This is a genomic window from Brevibacillus ruminantium, from assembly GCF_023746555.1.
GTDB classification, from domain to species: domain Bacteria; phylum Bacillota; class Bacilli; order Brevibacillales; family Brevibacillaceae; genus Brevibacillus; species Brevibacillus ruminantium.
The window spans coordinates 5113285-5137818 of record NZ_CP098755.1; the positions used below are offsets into that span (position 1 = coordinate 5113285).

Annotated in this window: 19 protein-coding genes; 3 read left to right on the top strand and 16 right to left on the bottom strand. The window is 45.1% G+C overall.

Features of this window, described 5'->3' with window-relative positions; genetic code table 11:
- Window positions 1-321 precede the first annotated feature (321 nt).
- Together NDK47_RS25170 and NDK47_RS25175 are read left to right on the top strand one after the other, a co-directional pair.
- Window positions 322-1185 carry a tyrosine-type recombinase/integrase gene (locus tag NDK47_RS25170; RefSeq protein ID WP_251872452.1) on the top strand — a complete coding sequence of 288 codons (864 nt, stop codon included), beginning with the start codon at window positions 322-324 and terminating at the stop codon, window positions 1183-1185.
- 44 nt (window positions 1186-1229) lie between these two features.
- Entirely contained in the window at window positions 1230-2042 is an 813-nt protein-coding gene (locus tag NDK47_RS25175; protein WP_251872453.1) for a hypothetical protein, read from the top strand.
- An 850-nt stretch (window positions 2043-2892) separates the two neighbouring features.
- Here NDK47_RS25175 and NDK47_RS25180 read toward each other — a convergent pair.
- The 12 genes from NDK47_RS25180 to NDK47_RS25235 all read right to left on the bottom strand — a co-directional run bounded on the left by NDK47_RS25180 (window position 2893) and on the right by NDK47_RS25235 (window position 15862).
- Window positions 2893-6501, bottom strand: a complete 3609-nt coding sequence (locus tag NDK47_RS25180; protein WP_251872454.1) for an Ig-like domain-containing protein — start codon at window positions 6499-6501, stop codon at window positions 2893-2895.
- A 248-nt stretch (window positions 6502-6749) separates the two neighbouring features.
- Window positions 6750-7562: a hypothetical protein gene (locus NDK47_RS25185; protein WP_005834985.1), complete on the bottom strand. Its 813-nt coding sequence runs from the start codon at window positions 7560-7562 to the stop codon at window positions 6750-6752.
- Window positions 7563-7648: 86 nt separating this feature from the next.
- On the bottom strand, window positions 7649-8515 hold the full coding sequence (locus NDK47_RS25190; protein WP_039971691.1) for a tyrosine-type recombinase/integrase: 867 nt from the start codon (window positions 8513-8515) through the stop codon (window positions 7649-7651).
- A gap of 459 nt (window positions 8516-8974) precedes the next feature.
- Window positions 8975-10903 (bottom strand): DUF927 domain-containing protein, encoded by a 1929-nt coding sequence (locus tag NDK47_RS25195; protein ID WP_251872455.1) that lies wholly within the window; start codon window positions 10901-10903, stop codon window positions 8975-8977.
- Window positions 10904-11073: 170 nt separating this feature from the next.
- Window positions 11074-11628: a hypothetical protein gene (locus NDK47_RS25200; protein WP_251872456.1), complete on the bottom strand. Its 555-nt coding sequence runs from the start codon at window positions 11626-11628 to the stop codon at window positions 11074-11076.
- 89 nt (window positions 11629-11717) lie between these two features.
- Window positions 11718-12260, bottom strand: coding sequence for a hypothetical protein (locus tag NDK47_RS25205; RefSeq protein WP_251872457.1), 543 nt, complete (start codon window positions 12258-12260; stop codon window positions 11718-11720).
- Window positions 12261-12968: 708 nt separating this feature from the next.
- Window positions 12969-13439: a ribbon-helix-helix domain-containing protein gene (locus tag NDK47_RS25210; protein ID WP_251872458.1), complete on the bottom strand. Its 471-nt coding sequence runs from the start codon at window positions 13437-13439 to the stop codon at window positions 12969-12971.
- 372 nt (window positions 13440-13811) lie between these two features.
- Window positions 13812-14138, bottom strand: coding sequence for a DUF960 family protein (locus NDK47_RS25215; protein ID WP_251872459.1), 327 nt, complete (start codon window positions 14136-14138; stop codon window positions 13812-13814).
- 2 nt (window positions 14139-14140) lie between these two features.
- Window positions 14141-14620: a JAB domain-containing protein gene (locus NDK47_RS25220; protein ID WP_023555254.1), complete on the bottom strand. Its 480-nt coding sequence runs from the start codon at window positions 14618-14620 to the stop codon at window positions 14141-14143.
- Between the two features lie 14 nt (window positions 14621-14634).
- A complete protein-coding gene (locus tag NDK47_RS25225; protein WP_007778561.1) occupies window positions 14635-15063 on the bottom strand; it encodes a hypothetical protein in 429 nt (142 codons plus the stop codon).
- Window positions 15064-15189: 126 nt separating this feature from the next.
- The gene (locus NDK47_RS25230) at window positions 15190-15348 is read right to left on the bottom strand and encodes a hypothetical protein (RefSeq protein ID WP_023555253.1); all 159 of its coding nucleotides are present in this window, start codon (window positions 15346-15348) and stop codon (window positions 15190-15192) included.
- 28 nt (window positions 15349-15376) lie between these two features.
- Window positions 15377-15862, bottom strand: coding sequence for a hypothetical protein (locus NDK47_RS25235; RefSeq protein ID WP_005834967.1), 486 nt, complete (start codon window positions 15860-15862; stop codon window positions 15377-15379).
- A gap of 195 nt (window positions 15863-16057) precedes the next feature.
- Here NDK47_RS25235 and NDK47_RS25240 point away from each other — a divergent pair, with 195 nt between their 5' ends.
- The gene (locus tag NDK47_RS25240; RefSeq protein ID WP_007778552.1) at window positions 16058-16411 is read left to right on the top strand and encodes a helix-turn-helix domain-containing protein; all 354 of its coding nucleotides are present in this window, start codon (window positions 16058-16060) and stop codon (window positions 16409-16411) included.
- 10 nt (window positions 16412-16421) lie between these two features.
- Here the strand turns inward: NDK47_RS25240 and NDK47_RS25245 are convergent, their stop codons facing one another.
- The 4 genes from NDK47_RS25245 to NDK47_RS25260 form a co-directional block, all read right to left on the bottom strand.
- Entirely contained in the window at window positions 16422-16697 is a 276-nt protein-coding gene (locus NDK47_RS25245; RefSeq protein ID WP_251872460.1) for a hypothetical protein, read from the bottom strand.
- Between the two features lie 15 nt (window positions 16698-16712).
- The gene (locus tag NDK47_RS25250; protein ID WP_007778546.1) at window positions 16713-17588 is read right to left on the bottom strand and encodes a tyrosine-type recombinase/integrase; all 876 of its coding nucleotides are present in this window, start codon (window positions 17586-17588) and stop codon (window positions 16713-16715) included.
- A gap of 82 nt (window positions 17589-17670) precedes the next feature.
- Window positions 17671-18585, bottom strand: a complete 915-nt coding sequence (locus tag NDK47_RS25255) for an Rpn family recombination-promoting nuclease/putative transposase (RefSeq protein WP_251872461.1) — start codon at window positions 18583-18585, stop codon at window positions 17671-17673.
- Window positions 18586-19670: 1085 nt separating this feature from the next.
- Window positions 19671-24425 carry an Ig-like domain-containing protein gene (locus NDK47_RS25260; RefSeq protein WP_251872462.1) on the bottom strand — a complete coding sequence of 1585 codons (4755 nt, stop codon included), beginning with the start codon at window positions 24423-24425 and terminating at the stop codon, window positions 19671-19673.
- Window positions 24426-24534 lie beyond the last annotated feature (109 nt).

Sequence of the window (24534 nt, forward strand, 5' to 3'; positions counted from 1 at the left end):
AACGAATGATAACAGGAATTTAGACTTAAAAGTTCTGGTTACATAATCCTAGGTAAGTTTGATCACAACATGGTAGTTTTGTACAATATCTGGTATAATTTAATATATATGATTTTTTTCTACATCATTTTAAATGTTGATATCGACATGAATTACCTGGTACCAACTACTCAATCATGACATGATTAAGTACCCATTAATTTTACCCAGGCTGTATCAATCTTTTGGTTTTGCGCTTAATAAAATTGGTAAAAATATGTACTAGAACTATATATACAGATCATGGAGCAAGCTTCGTTATTAAAGGTGGGCAGATATCGAATGCTACTAATGAATGCAATCCATAATTTTATACAATACTTGTCCTCATTAGAGCGCAGCCAGGAAACGATAACCGGCTATCGAAAAGATCTTTTTTTGTTTACCCGTTTTCTGGAGTCCAAGTATAACTGCGAATCCTACCTCGATGAAATTACTGCCTACGATATAGAGGAATACCTCATGTATCTCAAAGAGAAAAGAAATTACGCTCCAGCCAGCAGGGGGAGAAATCTGCATACGTTGCGCTCTTTTTTTACGTACGCGTACAATAAGGAGCTGGTAAGCAGAAATGTGGCGCTTTCTGTAGAAAAAATCAAGGTGCAGCAGAAAGAAAGAACCTATCTGACGGAAGAAGAAGTGGAGCTTTTAATAAAAACGATTGATCATCATTTAATACGTTTGGTGGTCATAGTCTTATACATGACGGGACTGCGTATCTCCGAGTGTCTGAATCTTACATTGGACAATGTTGACTTGAAGAATCGTGTGATTCACGTGGTGGCGGGGAAGGGAAACAAGGATCGGCTAATCCCGATCTCCAAAAGACTTGTCCCTTTGATGGATGATTACATCCGGTACCATCGTCCGGATACGGAATCTCCACTATTTTTTTGCACGAAAAAGACAGGGATGTTGTCACCGGTCTATGTGAATCGTATTATCACGCAAGCGGTAACCAAACTGGGCTGGAAAAAGAAAGTGACCGCACACATTTTGCGCCACAGCTTTGCCAGCCAACTGGTCAAAAATGATGTAAATCTCGTGCAGATCCAAAAGCTGCTGGGCCACTCTTCTCTTAATGTTACCAGTATTTACACTCACACGGATCTGGATCAACTCAGCGAGGCAATTGATACACTTTAAATGCTACACTAGCCGATCTGCAAATATGTTAGAGGTGTATAGAAATGACTTCGTTTTCCGCTCAAAAACCTGTTTACGACGATCGTGTAAAGAATATTCTTCGCGGCCTGGTTGAGGGAAAAACCAGGGATGATCTTGCGAAAGAGCTCGGCCACAAGAATTACAAGACGCTGGACATTTACATGAAACGTAAGAATTTCAAATGGGACCGTGAAAAAAAGACCTACATTCCTGCACATAGTCGTCTGGAAAAGCAAGACCTCGAATACGCTGAAATGACTTCGTCCAAAGTAGCGACCATTATTTCTTTGTTTCAAAAAGAAGGTGCCGATGCAAGAACAATCGCAAAGCGTCTTGGCTTCAGTGACCACCGTGAACTTGCTACGTACATGAAGGCGAAAGGCTATCAGTGGTCATCGGAGAAGGGCAATTACTTTCGCGTTTACGGACAGATCAATGAACTCGAGGAACCCTCTACAGACACTGCAGACCCTGTATATGCAAAGGACGAGCTGGAGGAGGCTTTTGCAGCTTCTACACCCTCTCGAATGGCTAGAATGGATGCAGCTCAGCTTGAACGGTTTTTACCTCTGCTGGAGATGTTGGATCGAAACCGGGATAAACTGGTCGATCTCATCGTACCCGGCTCAGAGAGCGGCAAAGTGCCTCGCTATGCGGTGCCGGGAATCTTTGTCACCAAATCCGTACATATGACCAATACGCTGGACTCCCTGGTGAGAGAGTACAGCAAGGAGAAGAATATTAGTCAGCGGGATATCTTTGCCGTCGCTTTAATTGAGTTTTTTCGACGGTATGGGTATGAAAGAGAGATTGAGACGTTGTTGGGAAGTTCATAAGATGATGCGATACCGCCAAACCGGCGGTTTTTTTTAATTATACAGCAGGTGAATAAAAGGCATTTGTTCATTCACTAAAACATCAGCTGTTGTCTTAACCAAATGAAAAGTACAGGGTGAGGAATAAGTGATAAAAAAGACTGCAGAAGTGATGATCTTCTGCAGTCTTACTTTGTTAGAATCAAACTGTGAAATTGAGAAGTTACAACGCCCATTGTAAGTTCTCGTATCCTCTTATCCGCTGACTGGGTCCCTTCGCTCCGGCCAGTTTTCTCCTCCCCGCCTGTGTTGCCACTACGGGTACGAACGGCAAGCCATCATCACTACTACGAACCCGCCGCCATCTTATCAGCCTCTCTGGTGCTAACCCACCTCTTCTGATAAGACTTCAAACGTTCCGCCTTGTCTATCCCTTCTTTTGCTGACCGTAGGTCTCCACTATACAATACGAGAAAAACAGGTTTAACAGCCTGAATTGTTCCCGTTTCGTCTGTACGATCTCACGTACACCGGCTGTTGCCAAACCCCTAGCGCTTCTTACCTGACAACAGCTACCTCGTATTGGGTCAACATGGATTCGTCGCCTGACCATAGCCAGCTTTTAAAGAGCCCCGCCTTGCTTTTACGCAAGTACGACTTCACCTGACTTCACGCCGTTGGTTGATTAGGACCGCTGGCGTGCAGGAGGATTAGGCACGCGATTGCTTGGCTGTTATCGCGGATTGGGATTACACCAATCGATTTGACAAGACAGTTAGAGAAAAGCCCCCTGGACGTAGCAGGGTATGCTTGCCTGGGGGCCTTCTCCACTTCTTTCACTCAGATGAGTTTATGAAGTGACGTTTCGTAGTTATTGAACGGTAACTTTAAAGCTTACAGTAACATCTTCCTTACCATCGGTAACTTTCACAGAGATGGTAGCTTCTCCAGCTTTTACAGGAGTGATAACCAATTTGCCGTTTTCAATCTTTACAGTAGCTACATCTTCAGCATCGGAGGAAGAGGAATCTGCAACGAAGCTAAGAGTGTCTCCATCTTCATCTGTAGCAAGATTATCTACAGTAAGCTCCAAATCAGTTCCTACTGTTGCGTCTTGGTCGATGTCTTGTTTAGCTTCTGGCACTTTATTAGTTGCTGCATTTTCAACAGTCACTTTAAAGCTTACAGTAACTTCTTCCTTACCATCGGTAACTTTCACAGAGATGGTAGCTTCTCCAGCTTTTACAGGAGTGATAACCAATTTGCCGTTTTCAATCTTTACAGTAGCTACATCTTCAGCATTGGAGGAAGAGGAATCTGCAACGAAGCTAAGAGTGTCTCCATCTTCATCTGTAGCAAGAACATCTACAGTAAGCTCCAAATCAGTTCCTACTGTTGCTTCTTGGTCGATGTCTTGTTTAGCTTCTGGCACTTTATTAGTTGGTGCCGGGATGTTTACCTTATCAACCTCAGCCTGAACTTCTGCCAGTGTCAGATCATCTTTTTTAGCTGCTTTTGCTGCATCGATAGCTGTTTTGTAATCATCGAATTTTGCATCTTCGACATTATTTACACCAGCATCTTTCAGATCTTTAGCAGTGTAAGTTCCGCTGTTGATTGCTTTCAGTGCTTCTTCTGCTGGATCTACCGCAGGAGTGTTTACCTTGTCAACCTCAGCCTGAACTTCTGCCAGTGTCAAAGCTTTCCCTTTTTCAGCCCTAGCGGCATCAATTGCCGCTTTGTAATCAGCGAATTTCGTTTCATCAACTTTGGATACACCCGCTTTAGTTAAATCAGCAGCTGTGTAGGTTCCGCTGTTAATTGCATCTAAGGCATTAGTTGCAATTTTTTCTTCTACATAGAAGGTGAAGCTATAATCACCCGACAACTTAAGTCCTTTATTTGACTCAAGGTATTTGGACAATGTAATTACATTGCTGTATTTTGCCGAGAGTGTTCCGTCCGGCAGGTGAATTGTAATTTTTCGTTTGTCTGGATCCTTTTTGCCAGCTTCAGTAAACGTAATGAGGGTATCTTTTGGTAATGTAACCCCGTTTACAGTATAGTTTGAAGGACTCAAAGCATTACCGACGGTACCAGTGGTTTTTACCTCTGATGTAAATACAATCTCAATTGTATCGTCTTGAGCTTCATTCAGGTAACCCTTGATACCATTGGTTGCAACTCGGAAGTTTTCTTCAACAGCTTCACTTGGTGTAACTTTGAATTTTTGTGTCAACGTAGCGGCAGTATTACCGACATCATCCGAGATTGAGCGGACGATGATCTCCCAATTCACATCTCCACCTTCGTCAACAACTTCTTGAATGGATTTACCCTGATTCTTATCTACTTTTGCAATGATCACTGTGTCCTTATGATCGTCTGTGGCGTAACCGTCAATAATACCTCTGATGGTGACATACTCACCATCTTTGTTTTTACCGACGAATTCAGCAGTAGGAATAGGTGTCTCTTTGCCTTGTGGTGGTGTATTGGGTTCTCCATCAATATCTGGTCCCAATTTAACCGGTTTACTCATCTCGACGTGGAAGACATCTTTACCAACTTGCTTGATACCTTTAATCTCTGGACTCTTAGTATCAGGAGCTTTCATAATAGGATCATTCAGGAGTAAGCTAATCTCCTCGTTTGTCTTTCCATTACCCTCATACAGAATACTTCCAGCAGGAATAAACAGACGATACTGATCATTGTAGTAGTTCTTTTTGGTTACTTCTGTATCGTAGCTTCTAGTCCAGTCTGCTTTTAACTCAAATACATACTCAGAAGCGGTTATTTTGTGGATTTCAAGCTCCGGTAAAATTTGATTACCGTCTTTATCTTTGCCAGGGTATTTCTCATTTAAGAATTCGTCATCATCCCCGGACTTGATCGTTACCCAGTTTCCGTTTTTGTTCAGAACTTGGAATTGAACCTGTTTATCAGAGAGTTTATCTACTACTTCGGGTTTTTCTTGTCCTTCAACTTTTTCCAGACCTACAATCGCCTTGTTGAAATTAACCCGGAATTGTTCTGGAGATTCCACAGATACTTTTGCAGTTGGTACTGTTTCATCTGCATAAACTGTAAAGTTCAACGACTGGTTAGCAGAGATGTTATTCGGGTCTGTTATACCAGCAAAATCCTTGATTGCAGAAAGCTGAATAGAGTGAAGTCCTGGCGACATAAAGCCGTCTGTCTTAACTGTCAAGATATGGCGCTTATCAGAACGTGTTGCAGGGTCAAAGTCGCCAAAACCTGCAGATTTAATGGCTACTAATCGACCATCAATTGCATATTTTGCGTCATGAATCGGTTTGGAGAATTTAACAACTACAGTGTTTAAGTTTTCTGCTTCCACAAACGTAGCCTCAGGCTTACGAGTATCCACTAACACGAAGCTTTTCTGGATTACCTTATCCCCAGTGCTAGTTTTGAGATGTGATACCTCAAGTTGTACTTCCTTGTTATCCTCCAAGTACTCGTCTTTTGTAAGGATAATTTCGATCGCTTTTGGATTTTTATCCGACACTTTTAAGCCAAGTACTTTCTTTGTAGTTTTAAAGTTATCTTGGGATACTTTAAAATCTACGTTTTCTTTTTTCACAGCAATTCCATCTTCGACTTTGACTAAGTCTTTAGCTTTGTCATATTCAAGAAAGTCCGCAACAGTCACTTCTTTATCGAAATACGCTATTACACGATCAGCAGAAGTAGAAGTAACATTGAGCAAAACTGGAAGTGAGTCTTGGTCTACATCACTAAGATCCAGTTTAAAGTGTACATTCTTCGTTCCAACTACTTTACCAATCAGATCCTTGTAGTCACCAGATGCCTCAATGATTTGTGCATCTACTTTGGCGACAACATCGTAATCGGAAGGCTCGGAAGTCAACGCTACTTGAGCGATTCCATCTTGTACGGTTACACGATCATTCGCCAGGTTACCACGAGTGGTACTGAATGCAATCAGTACATTATCAGCATTTTTATCCACTTCACCGGTAACTTTGTCTTTAAGCTTTGCGGTAATAATCAGGTTGTCGAGGCCGTCTGCCAGAATTGAATCACCTTTAGCGTTTGTTTCCAACTCCAATTCGTAAAGGTCTGTTATGGCAGGGGTTTTGAATTTAGCTTCTACAGGATCTACTGTTTTTCCATCAACTAATACGTCTGTGGCAACAACAGTATATTCCGTTTCGTATTTCAAGCCGGTTACCGCTAACTCAACTGTTTTCTTATCCTCAGCCAACTTAGCTGATTCAACTACAGCACCAGCAATAGTGAAGTTTTCACCTTTAACGGAATCAACCGCTTTGTTAAATTTCACTTGAACTTTCGTTTTCGTAATAGCACAACCCCAACCTGGAAATTTGGCGGAATTTTCAGAAACAAACCTCAAGCGGCTCAAGGATTTTGCAAAACGTGTTGCACAACCATTTGTAGAACGATAGAAAATGGAGTCACCAAGTTGCAAAAGAAAGGAAACCACGAGAAAGTGGAATCAACCATTTCCCAAAGACAGTTTTCCACCCCATTTTCACAAAAAGAGAGGCGCTCCCCAAGCAACCCAAGGGGTTTGCTCGTTGTCTTGGCCAACAAGTCCCATGTTGCTCGTTTTTTGTAGAGCATCTCCCACTCGTTGTTTTTCGCCTCACGCTCGAAGAAAAAAAGAAAACGGCAACCTCGAACCTCTTCGAACAGCGCTGCCGCTTCCCACAGTCCTCACCTTTCCCCTAGTAGCGTGTCAATCTCCCGCTCGTACCCGTACCGTCGAAAGAAGTCAATCAAAGCCACTTCAAAAACGTCGCGTTGATTGATGTTTTTCTCCTTCGCATACTCCTTGACCAGATTGTCCAACGTATTTGGTACGTGAATCGTTTTTGACGTAAGTATCCCAGGAACCATGTATCTTGGTAGCTTTGCTCCATTAGGGCCGGGCAGGATTAATCGAAACAGCTTTTCCTTGTTTCTCTCCATCAACTCAAGAAGTGGAAGAAAACGAGTGAAATCCACTTCCCCGGCATCCTGATCGTAACTAGATACACCCATCGGTGGTTCAACTCCAGTCCCAGCTTCCCCTGATACGACCATTGTTTGTCCGCGATTAATGACACCAGTTTCTTCAATGAGCCCAATCTTTTGAACATAATTTTTCTTATCCGTCGACCACTCGTACCCTTTACCCTTCATGTAGTCCGCCATTTCCCGATGGTCAGAAAAGCCCAGTTGCTTTGCGATTACCACTGGATCAGCACCTTCCTTCTCAAAGAAGGAAAGTACACTAGCTACCTTCGGTGACGAAGCAATCGCTGAATGGATTGACTTTACATCCACACGACTAAACTCTGGGACGTACGTCTGTTTGACCCTATCCCAAATAAAGTTTTTGCGCCTCATGTAAATGTCCAGTGACTTGTAGTTTTTGTACCCGAACTCTGCGGCCAATTCATCCCTGGACTTTCCTTCCGCCAATCCACGCAAGATTGCGTTCACTCGTTCGTCGTAAACTGGTTTTTTATCCTCTGGTAATGACATGCAACACGCATCCTTTCCTTATTATATAGTGAAAATTACATGCTGGAAAAAAGGACGGGGCTGAGGGCCCCGTCTAGCAGGCTTACCTACAATACATTAACTGCTTCGCACAGTTCCTCAATGTTGCTGTGCGTATAAATACTGGTCACTTTCAATGATGAATGCCCCAACAGCTTCTGGATTTTGACCAGGTTCACTTCCTTCTTCACCAGTTGGCTGGCAAAGCTATGTCGCAGGATGTGTGCCGTCACTTTCTTTTTCCACTTCAGTTTGGTAACAGTTTCGCCAAGCACCCTGTTCACATATACCGGAGAAAGCATTCCCGTCTTGCCTGTGGCAAAGAAGTAATTGGACGATACCTTTGGCCGCTGCTTTTTAACATATTCGACCAATAAGGGAAGTAGCTTGTCCGAGATCGGAACGGTACGATCCTTGTTCCCTTTTCCCGCAATGACACGAATCCTCTTCTCGTCTAAATCTACTGTGTCTAACGTCAAATTCAGACATTCAGAAATACGCAGCCCTGTGTAGTACAAGGTCAAGACTACAAGTTTGATAAGCGGGTGTTCAATCGCATCGACCAGTTGCATGACTTCGGATTCAGACAGATGCGTCCGCTCCTTTTGCTGTAACTTTGGCGGTTCCACAGAAAGCGCTATATTCCGCTTCACAAACTCCTTCTTGTAGGCATAGTCAAAGAATGAACGAAGCGTGTACAATCTTCTTGAACGGCTAGCTGGTGCTTGCCCTTGCTTTTGCAATTGCTCCAGGAACGACTCCAAGTCACTAACCTTCACCTCCTCGATGTAAAAAGCCCCGTTGTACCTTTTTTCCATAAAACGAGTAAACATCTCTAAATCTTTGGAGTAGCCACTGATTGTTTCAGGACTCCGCTCAATCGCTTGCATGTGCTGGAGAAATTTCTGGACGACTTCAGTAAACAGGTACATCATGTCACTCTCCCTTTATATTCTTCATAGGAATAATATCTAACTGTAAAAGATTTCAAGACGTTTTTTGTGGGACGCGACCCACCCCATCGACCCACTCTGGGTCGCGGCGAAAGCCTTGCCTGTCAAGGAAAGACAACCCGCGACCCAGGAGACCCAATCTTTTTTTCAGATAAACATACATTTTTTTGCAAATTTTGTCTGAAGTGAAATGCTCTTTTCCAATCTGTTTTTTTCCGCTGGAAACCAACCGCCCAAGGCTGTCTCGCTCATCTTGTGGGATCTTTACAGGTACGGGATCTTTCCAAACCGAACGAGAACGTGCTTTGGGATCTTTTTTTCAATGACACTCGCAAACAAGGTGGGTCGAGTGGGTCAGGGAAACAAAACCCTTGGAAGACATCAAACCTGCACGTCACCGGACGGGTCAGGGTAGTGGGACGCGTCCCGACATGGCTCCAGTTAATCCAGATCCGCCACATTTACCTCTGTGTAATCCTCGGCATCATCCAAACGTCGTTTACCGACTGGCTTCGTTTTGCTGGTAACAAATGAGGAGGGGAGTGGTTCCCTTTTCAGCATCTCCAGCAAAGAATCGTCAAACAAGAAAATGTGTACATCGATGCGTGGTTTATCGGGTTCAATTTTCCGTTTTCTTGTCAGCTTTTTTTCTTCGTGATCCATATAACCTTTTGCTTTCATGCTTTGAAGCACCACAGAACTGTCGTCGAATCCACCTTCATGAATTAGCCTGCGAAATGGCTCTTTCATAATCTCGACTTCGACCCCTTTGCCAGGATGACGAGTAATTCTCCCCATGCAATCTCGACTGGGGGGAGCCCCATCCATGATAAAATGCGCCTGATATTCAACGACCTTTTGCTTCAGATACTGGTACGCCCGCTCGCCGAGATCACGACTTTCGATATTCTCCTGATCCATTTTCAGCAAGAACGCCAGAATGCCGTCGATGTTTACCTGAAAATCAAACAATTCATTCATCAATTCAGCCGTAGCGAGGATGAGCGCAAATCGGTCTGCGATACGTGCCGACAAGCCGTCTTTGTATTCCATTTTTTCGCAGCAAATCGTCGACCATTTCTTCCATCGTTCAATGATGTCGTCCTTGCCTTTACGTAGAAGATATTCAACAAACCTGGGTCCTGCATGACCGTAGTGTTCAAACAGTCCTTCTTTGATTTTTTTTGCATTATCTGGGGAAGTTGTCCACTTTATATTCCCGATTTCCTGTAACCGAACCGAAAGCCCGGCATTTTGGTTCGATTTAGCTTTCAGCGAGTGTTCCGCAGTCGAAAACACGATGCCGCTCCAAGATTCACGTTTACGCTCCTCAACCTCTTTGGTCATCCGTGCTTTCTCGCGTCCCTCGGCCAAAAGATACAAAAATTCAGTGAAGTTATTCATTCGATTCATGGATGCTTCGTCTAATGTGATAGGTATACCATGCTTTTCCTTAATCTGGGCAACCAACCCGTTTAATGTGCCGTGCCATTGGAGGATGAGCCCCCCTTCCTGTTTGGAAGGAAGGGCAAACGGAGAGATAAAGACCCGCAAAGCAGACGTCTTCCCTTGACTAGAATCGCCAAAGATATGAAACATTAGCACCTCGATATCGATGAACCGGGCAATGAGAGAAATCAGAGGGGAAGCAAAACCGCAAACTAGCGCAAATTCGAGGGGGATATATCCCAGCACTTCTTGCTCAATGACTTGCTTCCACCCCGCATACGTTCCTTTTTGAAGCGATAGATCATCAACATATTCAGAGGAATACGGGAGATTGGAGCCTATCATCTTCTGATGTTTATAAACCAAAGCCCCATCGTGTTTGGCCCACCCAAGCTTCTTGTGAACTTTCTTTAATGGTGCGGCATCCTCATGTAAAGATAAGAATTTTGCAATGTGACGGACTTTATGGTTGGGTACATCCACACCATAATCGAGTAATTTCGTTAATTCGTTGACTTGAAGCTGGGATCTCTTTATCTTCAACTCATGCCACTGATCTATAAACCAATATCGTAATACGATCTGGTACATCCCATCGTCAATGTTCTGTTGGGTTTCTTTGATAAACACCAAATTTGCAAACCGCTTTTCCTTCAATTTTCCACTCTTGTCCTTTTTCAATATAAACAAGTCAGTGCCACGCCCCACAAATTCCCCGTAACGAAACTCGCCAGATGAATGGGGCCAGTTGGACTTCGTTTTCTTTTTAGACAGCGGTACCGATGCAGGAATCGGCAGGGATTGTCCGTCCGAGTCATCCACCTCACGGGCAGGTAAGGATACCTCTGCTGGCTCCTGATCAAAATCGAGAGTATCTTCATCGAGGTCTGAATCCCCGGTGACCTCTGTATCCACTTCCATATCCGTATCCAGATCCAGGTCAAAATCCGTGACGTCATTGGTACGGTTAATTTTTTGGCGGTTTGTTTTGGGAAATTGATCAAAGTTCATTTGTTGATCCTCCTTGTCTCATCTCAGAAATTTGTGTATAGCTGGGAGAGGGAGCCCCCCTCCCACTGCTCGCGGCACTATTACTCCTTCACATGAATGAAGGCGACCGTATTTTTCCCCCGCCCTTTGTAAGTAACATCGGAGAAGGTAATGGACGTACGGTTGCTAAAGTCCAGTTCGTAACGATCGGTAATTTGTTTAACCAGCTCGCTTCGGTAGATAATGTGCTTCGTACCGCTTTCTCTCATAGAGTAAGAAGTAAATTGATCCCCGAGATACACTGAAACGGCGATCCGATCCTCACCGAATCCGATTTGAACGGTTTTAGGATGCTGAAGCCGCTCCATAAGCTCCTTACTGAGCGCGACTCTCATACCGTTTTGGGAATTAACAATCGACATTACTCCTGCTTTTCCGACCGATCTGTCTTGCTGATTGCATACGGACGGAGTAATATCAGACAAATCTACGTCTTCATGATCGTCATCCGATTCATCCTGATCAAAATCGTCGCCGGAATCAGCAACTTCTTCTACTTCTGCTACTTCTTCTACTTCTGCTACTTCTTCAACGTCTTCAATAGTTTCAATATCTTCGATGTCCATATCCAATTCAGTATTGATCATGTTTTCCATGTGTACATGCTCCTTCACTTTGTTTTTGTGCAGCTTGATTGAACGTGTTGACCAGCCATGATCTGATCGTCAGTCACCAAATTCGTGTTCTAATGAGAGGATAGAGTGGTGAGTAAAGGTGGATCATCCGCAGAAACCAACCACCAATCATATCTTTTGTCTGTAACAGGCTGATTGAGCAGGTTCTCCTCTTTCAAAACATCATCAATGTAGAGTTGAAGTAACTGGCCAATGGTTTCTTTCAGGGAAAAGTCGCATTCCATCACATCGAAGCACATGAGATGACGGACTTTTGTCTCCAATTTCTTGAGGAAGCTTGCCCGATGTCTTTTTGTCTGAAAGCCTACATTTCCCCGCAGACTCCACCTGGCGGTGAAAGAGGTACCCAGCTCGCCAACTGACTCAAAAACTTGAACCGACGGTATCGTCCCATCGAACAGGGGAAGGTCGTCATTGCGCAGTTTCTCGTAATAAACATCGTGTCTGACGTGAAAAGCCGTGGACATCCCGTCTAACCCCTCGGGATAGCTTCGCTCAACTTCCTCATTGTTTGGATAAACCATCCAAACCGTCTCAATGGATAGATTGCTTACATAGTCCAATTCAGATTGTGCATTCATACGGTTTGCCATTTGAGAATCCCCTTTACAAGTATTTGCGGTGATCCGCATCATTTTGAGAGCGTCAACCGGCCCGCCACAAGACCAAGGATTCTCCATCCTGATCAAGCCAGTCAAAACGGATAACAACCCTTACCCAGAAACAAAGCTCCGAACCTGCGATACTAGCGGCGATACCGTGTACGGAAAAGAACCTATGTCTTTTCTCTTCAAACCCGAACTACTTCTCTCGGTTTTGGAAGGGTCTCAAGGGTCGGTCGCCGCGAACCCTTGAGACAACTGCGTTTGATGCGTCTCCGACAAGGTACCTGCCCAGGGGCACTACACCGAAGAAAGTGACATGCCAACTGATCCTCCTTTCGTGCAACGGATTCAGTTGAATGCTTATTGGACAGCTTGTAACTGTCCCCCCGATGCTCGGGCGCTTTTTGGCAAAGAAAAAAGACGCCCTTCAACAACAAGAATCTTTTTGAATAGGCCAAATAGACCTAGAGCAAGTAATGCTCTTTCAAAGATTCCCCTTGTTGCTTGGCGTCTAGATACGGACTTCACACGCGGTTATTGTCCGGCTTACTGACTTGAGTTAGCTTGCACGCGGAATTGGCTCGGTGGCCGTTCCAGCAGAGGCTTCCAATGTGGGGTATTCAACTTTAGTAGTTATTCTAGCAGATGTTTCCTTTCCTATCAACCCTCTTTTTCTAAGATTTCACATTTTCTTTTCTACTTGTTGATTTCGTTATCTTCCCGCTTCTCTCGCAGGTAAAACTGGATGGCCTCGGTGATCAGCCAGCTGTAGCTCCGAAAGTACCTTTGTTTTTTCAGCTTGTGAAGCGTTCCCATCAGTTCCCGATCCACATAAATGGTCAGCTTCTTGTGCTGTTCATCGAATTCCGGTCTTTTGCGCAAGCCAGGGTATGGATGGTCGGGCAAACGAAAATCGCCGATTTTTGAGAACGGTCGATCCGAACTAGCCTGTCCGTGCTGCCCTGTAGCCGGGTGCCGGGAGGAAATTTCGTCCGCTGTTTCCACTTCGCCGTCTTCTTCCCAGCCGAACTCGATTTCCGAATCATCGCCGTTTACATCTGCATGTCCGGGTACTGAACTCCAGCTAATGCCATGCGTAATCAAATCCCGACCACTTCGCTTTTGTGCTTCTGTCAGGGGCAAATTTCCAGTATGTCGTTCAAACATCTTTCATCCCTCCGTTTTTCAGGTCGATGCAAAAGTCGTCGTGAATGTCGACTTTTATCAGACTGTTCCTCTGCGTGTGGAAGCAAAAAAAAAAAATGGGCAAACCGTCGCCTGCCCAAATGATCAAGTCACCCTGCTAAATTTCTACAGAAATTTTCTCCGAAGCTTCTCCGCATCGAGTCCTCTTTCTTTTGCCACTGTGGTAATGGCCCTCTCGCGACTCATTCCTTCCAGCACCAGTTTCACGATGAGCCAGATGATCTCTTTCAGAATTGGATTCAGTCCAGGCACCTCCTTTCCGATTCTATCTTGTGGCTCAAGAGTTATCGCAAGGCAGCAAAGATGATCCCCATGTTCAACTTGTCACCACTTTCAATATTCTTCGGGCAGCAAGGCCGTACTGTAAGTACCGGAATCAATGATCCAAACCGTTACGCCGATCGCCAGATTTTCGGTATGGTCGACGAAAAACACTTCTTCATGGAAAGGCTGCTCCTGTCGGTTCAAGACCTTCTGCAACGGCTCTCCGTCCACCCACTCGGCGGAGAGTTCGAAAATTTGGAGATGATCGAGCTGATCACCGCGTTCCTGCCGTTTCTCCAGAATGCTCCACAACATCTGTTGCAGTTCAAAGGGAATAGCTTCATTGACCCCGCGTGTCACGTATCTGTCTGAAGAAAACAATTTCCGCTCTACCATCTTTACATGTACCCCTTTTCTTTCAGGCTGCAAAATGAGCCTTCCATTCCTACAACGATGTGATCCAGCACCGGAATGCCCAGCAGCTCGCCCGCCTCCTGAAGCCTCCGTGTCACTTCAATGTCTTCCCTGCTCGGCGTAGGGTCGCCGGAAGGATGGTTGTGCGCCACGATGACGGAAGCGGCGTTCGCCAAAACAGCGGCCTTAAAGACTTCTCTGGGATGTACGATGCTCGCGTCCAGGGAGCCCACCGAAACCGTGTGAATGGCAACCGGCTCGTTTTTGGTCGACAGGCACAGCAGGAAAAACTGTTCCCGATCCGTTTCCTCCAAAAACTTCCGGAAGAGCCCAACGGCATCTTTCGCCATGCGAATTCTTCTCTGCGGGTACAGCAGGCTTGACTCCCGCACCATCTTTACCGAGACGATGTTGACTCGTTTGGCAGGTTGATGCCCTGCTTTTGTTGCGGTTTTATCGTTCATGTGATTTCCTCCCATTAGTAGTTTAGTAAAATGGCATCACGCTCGACCTGATCCTCTAGCCAAGCTATGGCCTGCTCATCGTCCGCTACGGATTCAAGCGGTAGGAGAAACGACATTCCGTACTCGTTGGTGTAGATGACCACGACCTTGTACCAGTGCTCGCCGTTTCGTTCCACCTTTTCCACAAACTCCGGCAGGCATCCCAGCAAACCGTTTTGATTGCGATCCAGTCCCACGACGGACAGATCGCGCAGATTGTCGCCTTTCTCCAACACGACCATGTAGCCGTGCATGTCGAGCGTGAATTCTTCCTCCAAACCGTCGAAGTCAAAAGCTTCTTTCAGGGCCAAAAACTCTTCTTCCAAGTACGCGGCGAAGGCGTCGGAAAACACTCTCGCTTCCCGCAGTAGCCTTACGTCCTGAATGGTTTTGATCGTCCGCATGGTTCCGTTCCTCCTCAAACAGAAAAGGCACCTTCCCGTTTTCGTTAGGGAAGATGCCTCTCGCTTTTACGATTGGTTTTGAACAACTGCTATCAATTGGTATTTGAAAGTGGATTAGTTAGCTTATCATAAAAACAGGAATTCCACGAGCATGTACGCCGCTACGAGACAGCCGAGAATCATGGTGAAAAGGGCCTTTCCGCCAAAGTAAGTAATGTCAAAAATTCGGTGGATGATTCTGAAAAAGATAAAAGCAATGACAAGCACGACAATGAGTGTAAACATAATTGTGATTTCCTCTCCTCATATTGGTTTATTCTTCTAAAAAGTCAAGGAACGTAGCGTAAGCCTGATCCGGGTCTACCGTGACAAGGAGGTAGTGCATTTCCATTTCCAGGTACGTGATCTGTTGATGCAAAAAGTTTAGATTCTTGGCTGCCAGCATCATATATCCTACCGCTTGTATCTCCGTTACCATGACTTCACTCAAGCGACCTTCGCCCATGAGAGAGAATTTTTCCCGACGATCAATGGGTTGATTGAGCTTCGCCTTAGCGATCGACCATTTCGACAAGCTCATCAGTCCGTCTTTTTTGAAGGCTGGATCGATGTACGTTTCTTCGGCAATCAGGGCAGAGGCCGCTTCCGCCACCAACGCCATTTCTTTCACAAGATGATCCGCATGGTTTTTTTCTATGCCAAGATTGGTAGAAGCCATAATGACAAACCCTAGCACTTCTTCAAAATCGAGCACATTATCCGTCAACGGATTTTCTTCTAGGAATTTCGCGCTTCGCATCTCTGTGTTTCCCCCCTTCATGTCGAACTTCCGCCATTTTTAGTGCCTTTTGTCTGTCAAAAAGTAAAAGAATGAGTCGGATTTAGTAGAATCTTCCTATATTATCCTATAGGTGTTATCTGATAGTCAACTAACATCTATAGTGTGTGTTACTACCAAACTGCCTCCTGTACGCTTGTGGTGAGGTGGGGTTGAATGGAAGCGAACACCAAACAACTGGCGAAGAGATTGGGCGAGCGGATTCGCACTCTTCGTATGGACAAGGGCCTAAGCCAGGAACAGCTCGGCGAACGTTCCGGCCTGCACACGAACTATGTCGGCCAGATCGAGCGGGGAGAGAAGAACCTGACGATTGAAAGTCTCTCCAAGATCGCCCGCAGTCTCGGCATTCCTTTAGAGCAGCTGTTCCACTCCGTCGATCCGCTCGGCCCCGAAACGGAGCTCGGAAAGATCGTCATGCTGCTGTCTGAACGTCCCGTTGCCGACCATTCGCTGGTGCTGGCACTCATGAAAACCGTCTTTAGCTGGGAAGAAGAAAAGCGGAAGTGAGCGATGAATGTCATCTCACCTCCGCTTTCGCTTGTCTGTCCGGGAACTGGCTGGCCAGACGCGCCTTTTCCCATCTGATCCGGTGCCATTGCTTGCGCAATTCTTCTTCTTTCTGCCGGATCGCCTCGCAGATCGCCTCCGCTGTCTCCAGGCAGGAGCTTTCGCTCTCCCTGTAGACCAATTCGTCCACCAGCAGGAACAGGGCTCGTTCGCATGTTTGGACGCTCCGAACCACGCCGTCTTCCCGCAAAATCAACGCTTCGTATTCTTCCCGTACTGAATTCACGTTTGTATCTCCTTTCTACAGTAGATTCACCGCACGTTCCTTTTCTTCTTTGCTCGTGTTGATGTAGAAATGAGCGGTTGTTTGAATGTGCGCATGTCCGGCCAGTTTGCTCACCGTCGTCAGGGGCACGTTTTTCTGGAGCAGCCTCGTGCAGAAGGTGTGCCGGAACTTGTGAGGGTAGATGCGGAAGCCAAGGCGCTTCTCCAAGCCCTCCAGCATCGTGTTCACCGCGTCTTTATGCATTTTCTCCGCTCGCTGGCTGACGAGAAGAAACGGGCTCTCCCGATGCTTGCTCTGCTGCCGTTCCGTCCTGACGTACTCCTTGATGAGATCCACCAGATCGGGGCGAAGCGGAATTTCTCGGTACTTCCCTCCTTTGCCCGTCACTCTCAGCGTGTTGGTTAGGTAGTCGATGTCACCGAGCCGGATGCCGCACAGTTCGCTCACCCGAACGCCCGTGTACAAAAGCAGCCAAACGATGAGATGGTTCCGCAAGGTGACCTTCGTCCTATCCTGAACGAAAAACAGAAGCTGATTGACTTCCTGCTCGCTGAACACCTCGACTTCTCCCTCGCTTCCGGCGGCCACCTTGATCCTGTCTTTACGCAGCGTGACGACCTGCTCCGTGGTCAACTTGCGATCGATCAGGAAGAGGTTGAACGCCTGCAGGGAGTTGATCTTTTTGTTGATGGTCGCCACCGCGTACTTGCTGTCGGCGAGCCTGCTCTTGTAGCTGGAGACGTAGAAGCGTTTTAGATCGGTCGGCTGATCCACCCCCATCTCCCGCAGGAACGCACAAAACGCCCTGACGTCGCCCACGTAGGATTCGATGGTTTTCGGGGCGATCCCGTTCTCAACAAGGTACTCTTCGAACTGCTGAATGACGTCCATTGGAAACACCTCCTGAAACGAAAAAATGCCCTGCATCCATTCATTGGACACAAGGCGGTTTGTGATTCGTATTGCACTTTAGCTAGTGTAGCTGGTCTTTCAGTTTTTCGATTTCCGCTAGGGGGAGTTTGGTCAGCTTGGCAACACGTTCAAGACTGTCGCCTTCGGCAAGCATCTCTCTAGCGATTTCCGTTGCCTTTTGCCGCTCTCCTTCCGTTCGACCTTCCGCCAAGCCCTCTTCTCTGGCTCTCTGCTGCCGAATCTCTGCTTCCCGCACAGCCGCCATCTCATCCAAAATCGCCTTCCGACGGGATTCGTACTCCACCCATTTCTTCTCGTCGCGACTCAGGTCTTCCCATTCGTCGAACGCCCGCTTCATCACCGGATCTCTCATCGCAATCGCCTCCAATTCTTTGCGAATTTCTTCATCATCGTCTGCCTCCAACAGCAGCAGCCATCTTTCCAATTCATTGTCGTGCGGATTCACTGCACGCTGCTCCCACTTGTCCATCAGCTTTGGAATTTCCATGAAATGAATCTCGATCACGTCAGTTAAAGGAAACTGCTCCTGATCCTCGTAGAGGTGAAAGGTGGTGTGGAACCTCTCCGTCTCCTGAAGAAAACGAAAATTTAGGATGTTGATCGTGATCGTTTTCGCCAAATCGGTGTACGGCATCCCCTTTTTCATTTGAGCCGAGTAGATGCGTGACCAGTAGTACAGGGTGCGCTTTTCCATGTCAAACTTGTTTGCCAGCTGAATCTCGATGTTCACGTGTTCGCCCTGCTCTGTCTTGGCGTGGATATCCAGCACGGATGCCTTATCCTCGATATGTTCCCGATTGATTTCCGGATTGAGGATTTCCACCGAAGAGAGCCGCTTTTCCTTCGGCAATTGGAGCGCGGCATTCAGAAAGGCAAGGAGAATCGGTTCGTTTCCCTCTTTGCCAAACACCTGCTTGAACGCGAAGTCGATCTTCAAGTCCATTAGTTTGGTCACGTCATCACTCTCCCTTCTCCGTCCGTTGTCTGTACTCCCATTATACCACTGGAATGCGTGTTCGACACTCCTGCTGGAACCTCCTTTCTATCCGAGATCAAGGGAATAATATATGTTTGATTTTACGGTCATTACGGCTGGGATGGCGTGAAGAAAAAAGTGAGGGGAAAGGGAAAACGTGGGCGGGGAAGAGGGCTTCTGACTGCAGTTTTTATATTCTTTAGTGAGAGTTCCAAGAAGCAAACATCGTAGTTTTATTGACTGGTATGTATTGTAACTTTTCAACGTGTGATCGTTAGGTTTTTTCAGTGAGCTTATGAAGGTTTTTGCAGCGAGTTAAAGGGAAAAATTCCGTGGAACTTACGTTCCAGGCTACAAAAACACCAATAGAACTGCCGATTCCGCAGAATCAGCAGTCCTGATTGGTTTTCGAGAAATTACAACGCCCATTGTAAGTTCTCGTATCCTCTTATCCGCTGACTGGGTCCCTTCGCTCCGGCCAGTTTTCTCCTCCCCGCCTGTGTTGCCACTACGGGTACGAACGGCAAGCCATCATCACTACTACGAACCCGCCGCCATTTTATCAGCCTCTCTGGTGCTAACCCACCTCTTCTGATAAGACTTCAAACGTTCCGCCTTGTCTATCCCTTCTTTTGCTGACCGTAGGTCTCCACTATACAATACGAGAAAAACAGGTTTAACAGCCTGAATTGTTCCTATTTCGTCTGTACGATCTCACGTACACCGGCTGTTGCCAAACCCCTAGCGCTTCTTACCTGACAACAGCTACCTCGTATTGGGTCAACATGGATTCGTCTCCTGACCATAGCCAGCTTTTAAGGAGCCCCGCCTTGCTTTTGCACAAGTACGACTTCACCTGACTTCACGCCGTTGGTTGATTAGGACCGCTAGCGTGCAGGAGGATTAGGCACGCGATTGCTTGGCTGTTATCGCGGATTGGGATTGCACCAATCGATTTGACAAGACAGTTAGAGAAAAGCCCCCTGGACGTAGCAGGGTATGCTTGCCTGGGGGCCTTCTCCACTTCTTTCACTCAGATGAGTTTATGAAGTGACGTTTCGTAGTTATTGAACGGTAACTTTAAAGCTTACAGTAACTTCTTCCTTACCATCGGTAACTTTCACAGAGATGGTAGCTTCTCCAGCTTTTACAGGAGTGATAACCAATTTGCCGTTTTCAATCTTTACAGTAGCTACATCTTCAGCATCGGAGGAAGAGGAATCTGCAACGAAGCTAAGAGTGTCTCCATCTGCATCTGTAGCAAGATTATCTACAGTAAGCTCCAAATCAGTTCCTACTGTTGCGTCTTGGTCGATGTCTTGTTTAGCTTCTGGCACTTTATTAGTTGCTGCATTTTCAACAGTCACTTTAAAGCTTACAGTAACTTCTTCCTTACCATCGGTAACTTTCACAGAGATGGTAGCTTCTCCAGCTTTTACAGGAGTGATAACCAATTTGCCGTTTTCAATCTTTACAGTAGCTACATCTTCAGCATCGGAGGAAGAGGAATCTGCAACGAAGCTAAGAGTGTCTCCATCTGCATCTGTAGCAAGATTATCTACAGTAAGCTCCAAATCAGTTCCTACTGTTGCGTCTTGGTCGATGTCTTGTTTAGCTTCTGGCACTTTATTAGTTGCTGCATTTTCAACAGTCACTTTAAAGCTTACAGTAACTTCTTCCTTACCATCGGTAACTTTCACAGAGATGGTAGCTTCTCCAGCTTTTACAGGAGTGATAACCAATTTGCCGTTTTCAATCTTTACAGTAGCTACATCTTCAGCATTGGAGGAAGAGGAATCTGCAACGAAGCTAAGAGTGTCTCCATCTTCATCTGTAGCAAGATTATCTACAGTAAGCTCCAAATCAGTTCCTACTGTTGCGTCTTGGTCGATGTCTTGTTTAGCTTCTGGCACTTTATTAGTTGCTGCATTTTCAACAGTCACTTTAAAGCTTACAGTAACTTCTTCCTTACCATCGGTAACTTTCACAGAGATGGTAGCTTCTCCAGCTTTTACAGGAGTGATAACCAATTTGCCGTTTTCAATCTTTACAGTAGCTACATCTTCAGCATTGGAGGAAGAGGAATCTGCAACGAAGCTAAGAGTGTCTCCATCTGCATCTGTAGCAAGATTATCTACAGTAAGCTCCAAATCAGTTCCTACTGTTGCGTCTTGGTCGATGTCTTGTTTAGCTTCTGGCACTTTATTAGTTGCTGCATTTTCAACAGTCACTTTAAAGCTTACAGTAACTTCTTCCTTACCATCGGTAACTTTCACAGAGATGGTAGCTTCTCCAGCTTTTACAGGAGTGATAACCAATTTGCCGTTTTCAATCTTTACAGTAGCTACATCTTCAGCATCGGAGGAAGAGGAATCTGCAACGAAGCTAAGAGTGTCTCCATCTGCATCTGTAGCAAGATTATCTACAGTAAGCTCCAAATCAGTTCCTACTGTTGCGTCTTGGTCGATGTCTTGTTTAGCTTCTGGCACTTTATTAGTTGGTGCCGGGATGTTTACCTTATCAACCTCAGCCTGAACTTCTGCCAGTGTCAGATCATCTTTTTTAGCTGCTTTTGCTGCATCGATAGCTGTTTTGTAATCATCGAATTTTGCATCTTCGACATTATTTACACCAGCATCTTTCAGATCTTTAGCAGTGTAAGTTCCGCTGTTGATTGCTTTCAGTGCTTCTTCTGCTGGATCTACCGCAGGAGTGTTTACCTTGTCAACCTCAGCCTGAACTTCTGCCAGTGTCAAAGCTTTCCCTTTTTCAGCCCTAGCTGCATCAATTGCCGCTTTGTAATCAGCAAATTTCGTTGCATCAACTTTGGTTACACCCGCTTTAGTTAAATCATCAGCAGTGTAAGTTCCGCTGTTAATTGCATCTAAGGCATTAGTTGCAATTTTTTCTTCTACATAGAAGGTGAAGCTATAATCACCCGACAACTTAAGTCCTTTATTTGACTCAAGGTATTTGGACAATGTAATTACATTGCTGTATTTTGCCGAGAGTGTTCCGTCCGGCAGGTGAATTGTAATTTTTCGTTTGTCTGGATCCTTTTTGCCAGCTTCAGTAAACGTAATGAGGGTATCTTTTGGTAATGTAACCCCGTTTACAGTATAGTTTGAAGGACTCAAAGCATTACCGACGGTACCAGTGGTTTTTACCTCTGATGTAAATACAATCTCAATTGTATCGTCTTGAGCTTCATTCAGGTAACCCTTGATACCATTGGTTGCAACTCGGAAGTTTTCTTCAACAGCTTCACTTGGTGTAACTTTGAATTTTTGTGTCAACGTAGCGGCAGTATTACCGACATCATCCGAGATTGAGCGGACGATGATCTCCCAATTCACATCTCCACCTTCGTCAACAACTTCTTGAATGGATTTACCCTGATTCTTATCTACTTTTGCAATGATCACTGTGTCCTTATGATCGTCTGTGGCGTAACCGTCAATAATACCTCTGATGGTGACATACTCACCATCTTTGTTTTTACCGACGAATTCAGCAGTAGGAATAGGTGTCTCTTTGCCTTGGGGTGGTGTATTCGGTTCTCCAACAATATCTGGTCCCAATTTAACCGGTTTAGTCATCTCGACGTGGAAGACATCTTTACCAACTTGCGTGATACCTTTAATCTCTGGACTCTTAGAATCAGGAGCTTTCATAATTGGATCATTCAGGAGCAAGCTAATCTCCTCGTTTGTCTTTCCATTACCCTCATACCGAATACTTCCAGCAGGAATAAACAGACGATATTGATCATTGTAGTAATTCTTTTTGGTTGCTTCTGTATCGTAGCTTCTAGTCCAGTCTGCTTTTAACTCAAATACATACTCAGAATCGGTTATTTTGTGGATTTCAAGCTCCGGTAAAATTTGATTACCGTCTTTATCTTTGCCAGGATATTTCTCATTTAAGAATTCGTTAACTTCCCCGGACTTAATTGTTACCCAGTTTCCGTTTTTGTCTAGAACTTGGAAGTGAACCTGTTTATCAGAGAGTTTTTCCACTACTTTAGGTTTATCTTGTCCTTCAACTTTTTCCAGACCTACAATCGCCTTGTTGAAATTAACCCGGAATTGTTCTGGAGATTCCACAGATACTTTTGCGTTTGGTACTGTTTCATCTGCATAAACTGTAAAGTTCAACGACTGGTTAGCAGAGATGTTATTCGGGTCGGTTATACCAGCAAAATCCTTGATTGCAGAAAGCTGAATAGAGTGAAGTCCTGGCGACATAAAGTCGTCTGTCTTAACTGTAAGGATATGGCGCTTATCAATACGTGTTGCAGGGTCAAACTCGCCAAAACCTGCAGCTTTAATGGCTACTAATCCACCATCAACTGCATATTTTGCAGAATCAATCGGTTTGGAGAATTTAACAACTACAGTGTTTAAGTTTTCTGCTTCCACAAACGTAGCCTCAGGCTTACGAGTATCCACTAACACGAAGCTTTTCTGGATTACCTTATCCCCGGTGCTAGTTTTGAAATGTGTTACCTCAAGTTGTACTTCCTTGTTATCCTCCAAGTACTCGTCTTTTGTAAGGATAATTTCGATCGCTTTTGGATTTTTATCCGACACCTTTAAGCCAAGTACTTTCTTTGTAGTTTTAAAGTTATCTTGGGATACTTTAAAATCTACGTTTTCTTTTTTCACAGCAATTCCATTTTCGACTTTGACTAAGTCTTTTGCTTTGTCATATTCAAGAAAGTCCGCAACAGTCACTTCTTTATCGAAATACGCTATTACACGATCAGCAGAAGTAGAGGTAACATTGAGCAAAACTGGAAGCGAGTCTTGGTCTACATCACTGAGATCCAGTTTAAAGTGTACATTCTTCGTTCCAACTACTTTACCAATCAGATCCTTGTAGTCCCCAGATGCCTCAATGATTTGTGCATCTACTTTGGCGACAACATCGTAATCAGAAGGCTCGGAAGTCAACGCTACTTGAGCGATTCCATCTTGTACAGTTACACGATCATTTGCCAGGTTACCACGAGTGGTACTGAATGCAATCAATACATTATCAGCATTTTTATCCACTTCTCCGGTAACTTTGTCTTTAAGCTTTGCGGTAATAATCAGGTTGTCGAGGCCGTCCGCCAGAATTGAATCACCTTTAGCGTTTGTTTCCAGCTCTAATTCATAAAGGTCTGTTACGGCAGGGGTTTTGAATTTAGCTTCTACAGGATCTACTGTTTTTCCATCAACTAATACGTCTGTGGCAACAACAGTATATTCTGTTTCGTATTTCAAGCCGGTTACCGCTAACTCGACTGTTTTCTTATCCTCAGCCAACTTAGCTGATTCAACTACAGCACCAGCAATAGTGAAGTTTTCACCTTTAACGGAATCAACCGCTTTGTTAAATTTCACTTGAACTTTCGTTTTCGTAATAGCACTTACACTTTCAACAACCAAGTCGCCAGGAACTTCAGGTGTTGTAGTCCAGTCTTCATCAGCTGGGTTCCATTTTTTGCCTTCAGCGTCACCAACTACAGCGTATGGGTTGTCTTCGAACATGTCGCGAGTAGCGTCTTTCAGAACTGCACTCAGATCCTCAGCGAAAACTGCTTGCACGAAGTTTGCAGCTTTGCCGTTTGAATCTACATATACAGTACGCAGACCGTTCTCGATGATCTCATCGAGAGCTACATCAAAGTTATCAGTCAAAGCTTCAACGGAATAATATTTGTCTACATTACCACCAACATAAAATCCGCCTTTCGGTGCAGCGAATGCAGAAGCGGCCATGCTAGTGAGGACTGCTGTCGAAAGAACAGAAAGTGCCAACTTTTTATTCACGTACTACCCCTCCAGATATTGATAGAGTTTTTTGTATTTGAGAAACACTCATGTTGTCTGTATCTGGGTGAGTGTGTTTCCCCATATCTGAGAATAACTCTGTTTGTTA